Raw genomic sequence first — 12,131 nt, 5'->3', positions numbered from 1 at the left:
GTAGAGCTCGATGGCTAAAACCCCTCGCAAAACCTCCCCGACCGAGTTGAAGAAGTCGCTCGCCAAGATCGACCAGCAAATCCTCACATTGCTCGGCAAACGGGTCGATGCCTGCCAAAAGATGGTCCAAGCCGAGCCTGGCAAGACAATCGAACAGCAGCTTAGCAGCGAAGAATCGGAGCTTCAGGCCCTACTGAAATCGAACAAATCGAGCCTTTCGCCTGAAGCCCTATCTCCTGTGCTGCAAGAGGTTTTAAGCTTGTGCCGAAGTGCTTCTCGGCGGCTGCGAGTGGCCTATTTAGGGCCGCAGTACAGCTATTCGCATCAGGCCGCCGTGGAGAAGTTCGGAGCCAATGCGGACTATTCTCCCGTAGCGACAATTGCGGCAGTTTTCGAGGAAATCCAGCGGAATCAAGCCGATTTCGGGCTCGTCCCTGTCGAGAACTCGAACGATGGCCGTGTGACCGATACGCTCGAGATGTTCGCCAAGCACCCCACGAAGATCTGCGGTGAAGTCAAACTCCATATCCACCATCAGCTTTTAGCCAAATGCAATCGAGAGGAGATCAAAGAGGTTTTCAGCAAGCCTCAGGCGCTCTCGCAATGCCGTAATTGGCTCGCTAAGCATCTTCCGGCGGCTCGTCCGATTGAGATGACCAGCACCGCCGCGGCAGCGCAGTTGGCAGCTCAAAAAGAAGGGGCCGCTGCGATCGCAAGTCGTGCTGCTGGCGTGAATTACAACCTAGAGACGATCGCCTCAGACATTGAAGATAACCCCAATAACATCACGCGTTTTGCCGTGATTTCGCACCAGATGGGACCAAAGACTGGCAACGACAAAACCGCCCTGCTCTTCCAGACGGAGCACAAGCCAGGTGCGCTGGCGGATGCGATGAATATCTTCAAACGCAATCGCTTAAATCTGACTTGGATCGAGTCGTTCCCGGTCGCGAATTCCCCGGAAGAATACCTCTTTTTCGTCGAAATGGAGGGACATAGCAGCGAACTGAAGATCCGTCGAGCGATCAGCTCGCTTGAGAAAAAGTCGCTTCGACTCGAGGTCCTCGGGTCGTATCAGAAGACCGAACCAGTCAACTAACCCCCCGACATCCATTTCATAGGCCAGGCGGTTCACGCGTCAGGATACGCCTGAATTAGCAGCATACTTGGTGCAGTTCCTATCAACACTTTGTTGATACTTGTACAACACTTCATTACAATTAAGTGAGTCTTCGGCAGCGTAGCCTTCTGCCAGGGCATTTCGCCCACTCCAAGGGGGTTCGATCTTCCAGTAATAGCTACATTTGTGGTCGCCTATGCCGGCCAACTTGTCCCCTGTGTTACCGCTATCTCCTGGCCTACGCAGGCCGCCTAATTAATCCCCCAGGAAGGCCAGAGGTGACCTCGACGGGCGTGCAAGCACTCTGCTATATTGTTGAGTTTCATTCTGAACGTACAGCACGACTTACAGCATTCTGAAGTCTTTGAAACTAAACCTCGAAGCGTAGTATCGGCCAAGGCGGTCCGAAGGGAGAACGACGGGTGAGACGTCCTTTCATTGCAGGTAACTGGAAAATGAACACCACCAAGGCCGACGGTGTCGCTTTGGTGAAAGGCGTTGCTGAAGGCAACACGGCAGGCGACGCGGTGGAAGTTGCCGTTTGTGCTCCTAGCGTTTACCTCGATGCCATCGCCACTGCGGCTGACGGCAAAGTGGGTGTCGGCGCTCAGAACTGCTACCACGAAGCTTCCGGCGCATTCACCGGCGAAATCTCCGCTGGCATGGCCAAAGACATCGGCTGCCAATACGTCATTCTCGGTCACAGCGAACGTCGCCATATCTTCGGCGAATCGAACGCCGACGTCTGCAAGAAGGTTCACGCCGTCTTGGCAGCTGGTCTGGTACCGATCGTTTGTGTTGGCGAACTGCTTGAAGAACGCGAATCAGGCAAAACGACCGACGTCGTTGCCGAGCAAATGTACGGCAGCCTCGCTGGCGTTTCGGCCGAACAGATGAAGTCGGTCGTCATCGCATACGAACCTGTCTGGGCCATCGGCACCGGCAAAGTTGCTACGCCGGAACAAGCGGAAGAAGTTCACGCTGGTATCCGCACGCTGATGACTGCCAAGTATGGCGACGAAGTCAGCCAGTCGGTTCGCATTCAGTACGGCGGAAGCGTCAAACCAGACAACGCGGCGGAACTCCTTTCGCAGCCCAACATCGACGGTGCTCTCGTCGGTGGTGCTTCGCTAAAAGCAGATAGCTTCCTTGGCATTATCGCCGGAGCGAAGTCGTAAATCGTATTCCTTCCCCTTCCGGGATTCGCTGCTTGAAGTGAGTCCCTTTTTGAATCCTGACACGGACGTTTAACAAGTAGCCAGTTATGACCACGACAATCCTCTTCTCAGCAGCAATGCAGTACGTCTTCGGCCCGCTGATTCTGCTGACGTCGCTGTTTTTGATCCTGGTAGTTCTCGTTCAGCGAGGACGCGGTGGCGGTTTGACAGGCGCCCTGGGCGGAGCCGGCGGCCAAAGTGCTTTCGGTGCCAAAGCTGGGGACGTCTTCACCAAGATCACCATCGTCGTCGCGGTCTTCTGGATCCTCCTTTGCATTCTCGCCACGATGAGCCTGCAAGATCAGGGAACTGAAAAGCTGCAAGACGGTGGTAGCGCGGCCCCTGCGACCGGACTTCCTGCCGATCCTGGTGCTGCCGATCCTGGTGCTGCCGATCCTGGTGCTGGCGGTCCTGCGTTGACGCTGCCATCGGAAGAAGGGGACGCGCCTGCCGAAGGTGGTGCTGCCGATACACCGGCTGCCGACCTCGAGCCATCCGGTGAAGGTGCTGCCGATGCTCCAGCCCCCATGGGAACCGCCCCAGCTGAGCCAGCTCCGATGGACAGCGCTCCTATGGATAGCGCTGCTCCTGCCGAAGGGGACGCCGCTTCGACCGAAGAAAAGCCGGCCGAGTAAGCTTCGCGGTATCTCGATAAGCTTTGGAAACTTCCCCAGGAATAAACTTGGGGAAGTTTCGTTCGTTTCCTTACCCACGTAAAATCCCGCATCGCGAGATCTTAGAAAGACAATCCATGCTGCTGAGCATGACCGGATATGGCGATGCCCACATGCACGCGGAAGGTGTTTCCGTGTCGGTCGAAGTACGTTCGGTGAACAACCGTTACTTCAAGTTGGCCGTGCGTGGCAATGAACTGTTCAGCGGGCTGGAATCGCAAATCGAGGCGGTCACGCGAAAGCATATCAATCGCGGCACGATCACCATCAATCTGCGAATCAAGCAAGACGCGACGGCCGACAAGTATCGGATCGATACGGATGTGCTGGAAAGCTACATGCAGCAGATCCACGCCCTCGGCTCCAAAGTTGGCTTGGCGGAAACACCGCATATCGATTCGGTGCTGCAACTGCCCGGCGTCGTGCAAGAGAACACCGATTCCGACGACGAGCAATTCAACGCCTGGCCGGTCATTGAAAAGACCTTGAAAGCGGCGCTCGAAAAATTCGACGCCATGCGTCAAGCCGAAGGCGAAAACACATCGACTGACCTTCGCGAGAATCTGGCCGCGATCGCGTCGCACTTGGAACAGATCGAAGCGAAGTCACCGGCTGTGGTCGATGGCTACCGCGAACGGATGACCGACCGCGTCAACAAAGTGCTGGAAGAGTTCGACGTTACCGTCGACCCGGCGACGCTCCTTCGCGAAGTGGCGATCTTCACCGATCGCGTAAACATCTCGGAAGAGATCGTGCGACTGAAGAGCCACCTGGGCCAGTTCGAGAAGTTCCTGACCCAAAAGGAATCAGCCGGGCGAAAGCTCGACTTCCTGACCCAGGAACTGTTCCGCGAAACCAATACCATTGGCTCGAAAGCCAACGACGCAGAGATTGCTCGATCGGTGGTCGAAATGAAAACCGCCATCGAAAAAATCCGCGAACAAGTTCAGAACATCGAGTAACCCTGTTCGTTCACCGTGCGAGAAGCGTTGCCGATCGCACCGACCGAGTCCCCTACAACGATTGCTTCCTTCCACCTGATGAACGACTTTAAGCAGATGGACTTGGAGGCCACCATTGGTGCGATACGTTTTACGACTCGCAGCCTACGGAAGAACATGACAGCGAAAGCACCTGGCATTTTGGTCATTTTGTCCGGCCCCTCGGGCGTCGGGAAATCGACCGTGGTGCGCAAGCTGTTAGCGTTGGGCGAGCCGGCGATTGAACTGAGCATTTCCGCAACGACACGTGCTCCGCGGGCCGGAGAACAAAACGGCACCGACTATCACTTCCTTGCCAAAGAGGAATTTGAGCGACATGTCGCAGCGGACGAGTTCCTGGAGTATGTCGAAGTATTCCGCACCGGACATTTGTACGGAACGCTTCGCAGCGAAGTGGAAGCCCGTTTGTCCCAAGGCATTTCGGTCTTATTAGAGATCGACGTCGAAGGAGCTGAGAAGGTCACGCAGAAGTATCCGCTGGCCGTGACGATTTTCCTTAGCCCCGAGTCGAACGAAGAATTAGAACGTCGCCTGCGGGACCGAGGCACCGAAACCGAACAAGCCATACAGCGGCGACTGGAAACGGCCAAGAACGAAATGGAAGCGTCCACGTGGTATCGTCATCACGTGGTCAACAAAGTCGACGCCGCCGATAACACCGCCGCACAAATCGCGGACATTATCCGTCAGGAAAAGGAGGAGCGATGCTCGAAGAACTGAAAGAAGAATTCATCATCAAGAAGGTGGGTGGCCGCTTTAAGTTGTCGACCCTGATCCAAAAACGCCTGGTCGCTTTGAACGCCGGTAGCCGTCCGTTGGTCGACATCAATTCGGACAACAAGATGGAAATCGTGCTGGAAGAAATCAAGCAGGACAAGATCTTCCTGGACACCTCGAACGAACTTCGCACCGCCGCCGATGGCGACGTGATGATCAAGTCGTTCGACGCAATGATGAGCGACGAACTGTGAGCCAACGTTCGGTTATCATCGGCGTCACCGGCGGAATTGCCGCGTATAAGACGCCTGCGTTGGTCAGCCAGCTGGTCAAAGCAGATGTCGACGTCACCGTGGTGATGACCGAGGCTTCCCACCATTTTGTCGGCGCGGCCACATTGACCGCGCTGTCCGGGAAGCGTGTTCACACGAATCTTTTTGACGATGCCATGCCGCTTGGCGCGCACATTGAAATCGCGCGCCGAGCCGATCTTTTATGCATCGTTCCGGCTTCGGCCGACTTCATGGCCAAAGCGGCCCAAGGCTTAGCGGACGATCTGTTGAGCACGCTTTACCTCGCATTTGCTGGCGACGTAATGATGTGCCCTGCGATGAACAAAGAGATGTGGGCCCATCCGGCCGTGCAGCGAAACGTTCATCAGCTGGTCGAGGACGGCGTGCGGATGATTGGCCCTGACAGCGGTTGGCAAAGCTGCCGCGTCGAAGGGACCGGCCGCATGACCGAGCCTGACGAGATCTTCACCGCGCTGCAAAGCTATTGGACAACCGGCTAACCGCCGGCCAAAGCACGTTGTCGACATTCACGTCCGATTGCCCTCGAAACGCAGAGAGAGGGAACAGACCTGAGTGCGCAGCAAAAAAGCGGAGCCAAGGGGACTCCGCTCTTTTTGATTTCGCTCTTTATCGAACTAACTGAGTGACCGAGCCGTTTAGGCTTCCAGGCCCCAGCGTTGGATCAGTTCTTCAGCCGCGGGGGTCAGCTTGCGGAGCTTGTGAGCCATCTTTCGCTTCTCGTCGTTCGACGGATTCTGGGCGATTTTGGCCTTAAACTTAGCGTAAACCTTCTTACGATGACGTCGACGCTTCAACTCCTGATGGCGCTCGTTAATAACCGGCACGCGACAGTTCCTTTAGTGGGATTCGTGAATCTGAATGGTTAACGACGCTATAGCGTCGGATTTGACTGATCTGGAAACCCCACAATGTACGGAATTAGGCCTATTTCGTCAATCGGCCCACCTCTTTTCGCCGCCCGATCGGCCAATTATGCGGATTGCGACTCCCTTATTGGGCAATTAGGGATCAGGGAATTGACGCGTGATCGTGCGTAACAGAGACTAGACGGTTCGGCTAACCGTAACCTCGGCCGAGATTTCCCACCTTGTGACTTTCCACCACAACCCCCAGGAGATAGACGATGCGTTGTTTTGCCTGCTTGATGCTGACCCTGGTCCTTGCCATGCCGGCTTGGGCGGAAGATACGGCCACCAAAGAGCCGATCGAAGCCTTGAAGCCTGCCCCACGTGAAGGCTGGTGGGTCAAGCGTCACGAAGAAAAGCTGAAGGCGATTGAAGATGCCGAGAAGATCGACGTCGTGTTCATTGGCGACTCGATTACTCACGGCTGGGAAAACGCCGGGAAGGAAGTCTTCGCCAACACGTTCGGCTCGATGGATACCCTTAACATCGGTTACGGCGGCGACCGTACCGAGCACGTCCTGTGGCGTTTCGATCATGGCGAACTGGACGGCTATGAGCCCAAAGTCGCGATGATCATGATCGGCACCAATAACACCGGCCACCGCGACGAAAAGTCGGAACACACGGCTGCCGGCGTCAAAGCGATCGTCGAAAAGCTGCACGAAAAGCACCCGGAAACAAAGATCCTGCTGCTGGCCATCTTCCCACGCGGGGCGACCACCGACGATCCGAAGCGCAAGCTGAACGACGGCGCCAACGCGATCATCGAAAAGGAAATGAAGGGCAAAGACTACGTCACCTTCCTGAACATCAACGACATCTTCCTGACCGAAGACGGCACGTTGCCGAAGGAAATCATGCCTGACCTGCTGCATCCTAAGCAAAAGGGTTACCAGATGTGGGCCGACGCTGTCGCTCCCAAAATCAAAGAGCTGATGGGCGAATAGTCGCCAGACATCACTCGTGACATCAAAAAGCCAGGGCGATTCGCTTCGTCCTGGCTTTTTTTGTTGACGCCGCGTAGAAAGCTCGACAAGATAAGGTTCCCACCTACGAAAATCCCTGCCGGAGAATTCGCCTGATGCGTTTCGTTCTTGCTTTGCTTCTGCCGCTTTCGTTCGTCTCGTGGATTGCTGCCGCCGATACTTCGGAAGGTGATCAGCAGCTACACGACTATTTCCGCGCCGAGACCCAACGGGTAACCAACGCCCCGCTCACCGAGATCGATTCCATCGAAGACTGGCAAGCAAAGCGTGGCGAGTATCATCAGCAGCTCAAAGAGATGCTCGGGCTCGATCCCTGGCCGGAAAAGACCGATCTGAAGGCGACCGTCACGAAAACGACCGAACGAGACGGAATCGTCGTCGAGAACATCCACTTTCAGTCGCGCCCAGGGCTGTACGTCACCGCGAATCTCTATCGCCCGGCAAGCGTCGACAGCAAACTGCCGGCGGTGCTCTACGTTTGCGGGCATGGTCGTGTGAAGAAGGATGGCATCAGCTACGGCAACAAGTCGCACTATCAGCATCATGGGGCCTGGTTCGCGCGACATGGGTTTGTTTGCCTCACGATCGATTCGCTGGAACTAGGCGAGATCGAAGGGAAGCACAAAGGGCTCTACAACGACAAGCACCAGTGGTGGACCAACCGCGGTTACACGCCGGCCGGGGTCGAAGCATGGAATTCGATCCGCGCCATCGATTACCTTCAGTCGCGTGACGAAGTCGATCCTGATCGCATCGGCATGACCGGGCGCAGCGGCGGTGGTGCTTACAGCTGGTATACGGCTGCCCTCGACGATCGCATTAAAGCGGCCGTTCCTGTGGCTGGGATTACCGACTTGGAAGATCACGTGGTCGACGGCGTAGTCTCCGGCCATTGCGACTGCATGTATTGGGTCAACACCTACGGTTTCGACTACGGTCTGTTGCCTGCGTTGATCGCTCCTCGCCCGCTGATGATTGCCAATACCGATCGCGACCCGATCTTTCCTTTGGTCGGCGTTGAGCGAACCCATCTCGCGGCCCGTAAAATTTATGAGCTCTACGAGAAAGCGCCCAATCTTGCGTTGACCATCTTGCCAGGCGGTCATGCCGACACGCAGCCACTTCGCATCCCTGCGTTCTACTGGCTACGTCAACACCTCCAAGGCAAAGCCCCTGAAATTACCGACGTGGCCACCAAGAAGTTCGAGATCGAAGAACTGAAGGTGTTCGATCAATTACCTAAGGACGAGATCAACACGAAGATCGAAGAATCGTTCGTGGCCGCCGCCGAGCCTGGCAAAGTGCCAGAAACGCGTGCTGACTGGCAGCAAATGTCTGGCAAGTGGAAGCAGCAGCTTGCGGAGAAATCGTTCGGAGGCTGGCCGCAAGACCCCGATGACGTCGAATTGGTCGATAACGGCAGCCTTGAAACCGACGGTTGGCACATCGATAGCTTTACCGTGACCACCCAAGCAGGAATCGAGTTGCCACTGACCCGAATTCGGAAGAAGCAATCGACGATTCCCAACGCCCAAGCGAAACTAGTCCTCATCGATCAGGCCCAGTGGGAAGCGATGGGCAAAGAGATCGCTTCCTCGGAAAAGAAATTATCGTTTGTCGATCTCGATAAGTATCGCGCCGCCTATGTGCTCGCCGTTCGTGGCATTGGCCCGACACAGTGGACCCAGGAAACCAAACCAGAGATCCACTTGCGACGCCGCTACCTGCTGCTCGGTCAATCACTCGACGCTATGCGTGTCTGGGATATTGCTCGAACCGCGAAAGCAATTGCCGAGAAAGACTCGATCGATCAGATCGATGTGGAAGCCAGCGGCAACTTCGCGGCGCTCGCGCTGTATGCCGCTTTGTTCGAGCCTGCGGTTGGTGATCTGCTACTGCACGATCCACCAGGTGACCATCGTGAAGGTCCTTACTTCATGAACGTGCGCCGCTTCATGAACCTGCCGGAAGCTGCCGCAATGGCCGCGAACGACTTGGATGCTCCACGCGTCATCAAGACCGACAACGATGCGTTAATGCAGTACGCCAATCAGGTCCGTGAAACGATCAACGTCCCCGTAGGACTACCAATGGCACCGTCCCCAGTCCGGCTGAAGCGTTAGCCTCTTCGGATCACGCTGATCTGTTTTTTCCGGGTGGTACCTACCACAGAATCGGTACCACCCAAGCGGCCATAGCATCTCTGCGGCTCCCTTCATTTTGAGGCGCTCTCTCGTCAACGATTTGGCCTGAACACCTAACGAAAACACGTCTTTTCGCACCTCTTTTCCCTAGACAAGAAGCAACGCCTGGGGGCCTATTCTGGTGCCAACTCTGCCGCATTGATTGCGTGGCGGACAAGCAGTGAGGGCTACCGCTGCTCAGCATTGAGGCAGCTTATTGTTCATCGATCGAATAATCGTCGACTCCACGCCTTCGGCATAGCAGTTGCCATATCTTGTGGGCACCTCACAGCGCGAGGAAAAGCCATCTGTGCTTGTCCCCAACGAGGTGCGCGGCCGAGAAGTGTCAAGGAAAAAAGGCGATGATCGTACGTCGAAATTTAAGCTGGCGGCAGATTCTGTTTTATACCTGGAAGAGCCTGCTCTACTTTCTTGTTTTATCGGTCGCCGTCTACTTACTGCACTACGAGTTCGACCTTCGCGATCTTTCGGTTCCATTCAACGTGGTGGCCATCCTCAGCACAGCGTTGGCGATCTTTTTAGGCTTCAAGAACAACAGTGCCTACGATCGCTGGTGGGAGGCCCGCAAGATTTGGGGCCTGCTGGTGAACTACAGCCGTGCTTGGGGCCGCGAAGTGCTGACGCTTAGTTTCGACGAGCATGGCGTTCCCAGCAAAGAGTTGTCTCAATGGCAACGACGGTTGGTCTATCGGCACATTGCCTTCGTGCACGCGTTGCGCGTCTTCCTGCGGCATCGTCACGACTACAACGAGATCGAAGGCGAGATCATCGAAACCACGAACGACTACAACGACATTCGCCCGTTTCTTTCTTCTGAAGAAGCAGATGAGGTGCTCCAGAAGAAGAATCCACCCAACTATTTGCTGATGATTCAGGGTCGCGAATTACGTGAGGCGCGAGAGCGAGGATGGCTGTCTGACTACCGCTTCGTGCAGCTTTCCGAAACGCTCACGGAATTCAACAACCATCAAGGGAAGAGCGAGCGAATTAAAAACACGCCATTCCCACGCCCCTACAGTTTCTTCTCGCGCATCTTCGTGTATCTGCACGGAACGTTGGTGCCGTTTGCGTTTGTCGAAGAACTGGGGATGCTCAACATTCCGTTGGCCATGGTGATCAACTTCGTTTTCCTCAGCCTCGATCAGATCGGCGAACGAACCGAAGATCCTTTCGAGAATCGACTCGACGACACGCCGCTGACATCGATCAGTGTGACCATCGAGACGAATCTGAAAGAGATGCTGGACGAGCAGCACTTGCCCGAGAAGCCGAAAGCACTCGGCGGCGTCGTCTTTTAACGCCACAAGCTGTCATCGCTTAAACGGTCCGCTGCTGGCCATCTTCCATGTACTGCACTTTGTAGAGGTCTTTGCGGCGGTCGTTCCAGTTTTGGACCGAACCTTCCAGTCGATGCCGGCGGAGAAGTTCCAAGTCGACGTCATGGATGACGATCGTTTCGACGTTCGGATTGCACTCGGCAGCGATGCCATCTCGCGCAAACTCGGCATCGCATGGGGTGAAGACGCCAGACTGGGCGTAATGGATGTCGGCATTTTCAACAAAGGGCAAGTTACCGGTACAGCCAGAGATGGCAACGTAGATCTGATTTTCTACGCAGCGAGCCTGGGCACACGTTTTCACACGAAGATACCCATGCCGCGTATCGGTGTTGTACGGCACGAAGATCATCTCGGCCCCTTTGTTCGCCGCGATCCGCGTCAGTTCGGGGAACTCGATGTCGTAACAGATTTGAATCGCCACTTTCCCGCAATCGGTATCGAACACTTCGACCGTGTCGCCAGGCTCGATTCCCCACCATTTGCGTTCGCTGGGGGTGATATGAATCTTGTACTGTTTCCCGATCGAGCCGTCGCGACCGAACAAATAGGCAATGTTGTACAGCGTATCGTTTTCCAGCACGAAGTGGCTGCCGCCGATTACGTTGACGTTAAACTTGATGGCACGTTCCGAGAAGTACTCGAGATAGTCGGTTGTGAACTCGGCCAAACGTCGTGCTGCGAGCCCTGGCCGCGTTGGTTCCACGCACGAAAGCAGCTGCGTGGTGAACAGTTCCGGGAAGAGAATGAAGTCTGACTTGTAATCGGAAGCGACATCGAGAAAGAAGTCGCACTGCTGGGCAAACTCGTCGAAGCTACGAATGGCCCGCATTTCGTACTGCACCACGGTAATGCGGATCGGTTCGACCAGGTGATGAAACCGGCGCTTCGCCCCTGGCTTGAAGTCGAGATTAAGCCACTCGAGGAATGTCGCGTAGCCGCACGAAGCTTTATCGCTGGGCAGGTAATTCGAGATGAGTCCCTGCAGCGCAAAGCCGTTGGCGGTCTGAGCGGTTAGTACAGGATCGAACTCGGCTTTGGCGACCACACGTTCGACATACTCGCGCGCGGTCATCTTGTCCGCCACTTTGTGGTAGCCAGGAATGCGGCCGCCGATGATCATGCGGGCCAAATTCATCTCGCGGCACATCTCTTTCCGCGCGTCGTACATGCGGCGCGAAAGCTTTAGCCCACGGAACTCGGGATGAACCATCATCTCGATTCCGTACAGGGTGTCTCCCTTAGGGTTGTGATTGCGGATGTAGCCGTTGTCGGAGATCGCTTTAAAGTTGTGCCACGCCATGTTGGGATCGTACTGCACGATCAAGCTGCTGGAGGACGCCGCGATCTGGCCGTCGATCTCGATGACGATCTGCCCGTTTGGGAAGTGCTGGATCTGGCTTTCGATGTGGGCCTTCGACCAAGGTTCCATACCGGGGAAACAGGCCGTCTGCATTTCGACCAACGCGTCGTAATCGTCGACGCGCATAGGACGAATCACCGTTTTCCACTCGTATTCCTTCAGATCAATCGGTTCCATCGAACGCACCTATCCCCTAGACTGCCTTAATGTGTGCTGACGCGCAAGCATTATCCGCGCGGCGACCTGTTTACACAATGATATCCGCTGGTCTCTGTCAACCATTTCACATTCCC

12 protein-coding genes are annotated in these 12,131 nt (G+C 55.6%); 10 read left to right on the top strand and 2 right to left on the bottom strand.

Annotation, left to right across the window (positions count from 1 at the left end; translation table 11 throughout):
* Positions 1-10 precede the first annotated feature (10 nt).
* The 7 genes from pheA (at position 11) to LA756_RS26475 (ending at position 5,522) form a co-directional block, all read left to right on the top strand.
* Positions 11-1,099 (top strand): prephenate dehydratase, encoded by a 1,089-nt coding sequence (pheA, locus tag LA756_RS26505; RefSeq protein ID WP_224437727.1) that lies wholly within the window; start codon positions 11-13, stop codon positions 1,097-1,099.
* A 476-nt stretch (positions 1,100-1,575) separates the two neighbouring features.
* Complete coding sequence (gene tpiA, locus LA756_RS26500) at positions 1,576-2,298, top strand: triose-phosphate isomerase (RefSeq protein ID WP_315858335.1); 723 nt, start codon at positions 1,576-1,578, stop codon at positions 2,296-2,298.
* A 116-nt stretch (positions 2,299-2,414) separates the two neighbouring features.
* A complete protein-coding gene (gene secG, locus LA756_RS26495; protein WP_315858368.1) occupies positions 2,415-2,972 on the top strand; it encodes a preprotein translocase subunit SecG in 558 nt (185 codons plus the stop codon).
* Positions 2,973-3,019: 47 nt separating this feature from the next.
* Positions 3,020-3,973: a YicC/YloC family endoribonuclease gene (locus LA756_RS26490; protein ID WP_224437724.1), complete on the top strand. Its 954-nt coding sequence runs from the start codon at positions 3,020-3,022 to the stop codon at positions 3,971-3,973.
* A gap of 156 nt (positions 3,974-4,129) precedes the next feature.
* On the top strand, positions 4,130-4,732 hold the full coding sequence (gene gmk, locus LA756_RS26485; protein WP_224437723.1) for a guanylate kinase: 603 nt from the start codon (positions 4,130-4,132) through the stop codon (positions 4,730-4,732).
* Positions 4,717-4,983, top strand: a complete 267-nt coding sequence (locus LA756_RS26480; protein WP_224437722.1) for a DNA-directed RNA polymerase subunit omega — start codon at positions 4,717-4,719, stop codon at positions 4,981-4,983. Before gmk ends, LA756_RS26480 begins: the two co-directional genes overlap by 16 nt.
* Entirely contained in the window at positions 4,980-5,522 is a 543-nt protein-coding gene (locus LA756_RS26475) for a flavoprotein (protein WP_224437721.1), read from the top strand. Before LA756_RS26480 ends, LA756_RS26475 begins: the two co-directional genes overlap by 4 nt.
* A gap of 156 nt (positions 5,523-5,678) precedes the next feature.
* Here LA756_RS26475 and LA756_RS26470 read toward each other — a convergent pair whose 3' ends face one another.
* Positions 5,679-5,867: a DUF6800 family protein gene (locus tag LA756_RS26470; RefSeq protein WP_224437720.1), complete on the bottom strand. Its 189-nt coding sequence runs from the start codon at positions 5,865-5,867 to the stop codon at positions 5,679-5,681.
* A 299-nt stretch (positions 5,868-6,166) separates the two neighbouring features.
* Between LA756_RS26470 and LA756_RS26465 the strand changes: the two genes are divergently transcribed.
* From LA756_RS26465 to LA756_RS26455, 3 genes are all read left to right on the top strand, one after another.
* The gene (locus LA756_RS26465) at positions 6,167-6,895 is read left to right on the top strand and encodes a platelet-activating factor acetylhydrolase IB subunit (RefSeq protein ID WP_224437719.1); all 729 of its coding nucleotides are present in this window, start codon (positions 6,167-6,169) and stop codon (positions 6,893-6,895) included.
* A gap of 134 nt (positions 6,896-7,029) precedes the next feature.
* Positions 7,030-9,057 carry an alpha/beta hydrolase gene (locus LA756_RS26460; protein WP_224437718.1) on the top strand — a complete coding sequence of 676 codons (2,028 nt, stop codon included), beginning with the start codon at positions 7,030-7,032 and terminating at the stop codon, positions 9,055-9,057.
* Between the two features lie 422 nt (positions 9,058-9,479).
* Entirely contained in the window at positions 9,480-10,436 is a 957-nt protein-coding gene (locus tag LA756_RS26455; protein ID WP_224437717.1) for a bestrophin family protein, read from the top strand.
* A 19-nt stretch (positions 10,437-10,455) separates the two neighbouring features.
* Here the strand turns inward: LA756_RS26455 and LA756_RS26450 are convergent, their stop codons facing one another.
* Positions 10,456-12,015 (bottom strand): bifunctional GNAT family N-acetyltransferase/carbon-nitrogen hydrolase family protein, encoded by a 1,560-nt coding sequence (locus tag LA756_RS26450; RefSeq protein ID WP_224437716.1) that lies wholly within the window; start codon positions 12,013-12,015, stop codon positions 10,456-10,458.
* Positions 12,016-12,131: the final 116 nt, after the last annotated feature.

It is taken from the genome of Bremerella sp. TYQ1 (genome assembly GCF_020150455.1).
GTDB lineage: Bacteria > Planctomycetota > Planctomycetia > Pirellulales > Pirellulaceae > Bremerella > Bremerella volcania_A.
Note: the sequence above shows the minus strand (reverse complement) of the source record. Positions and strands in the feature narration are given on the sequence as shown.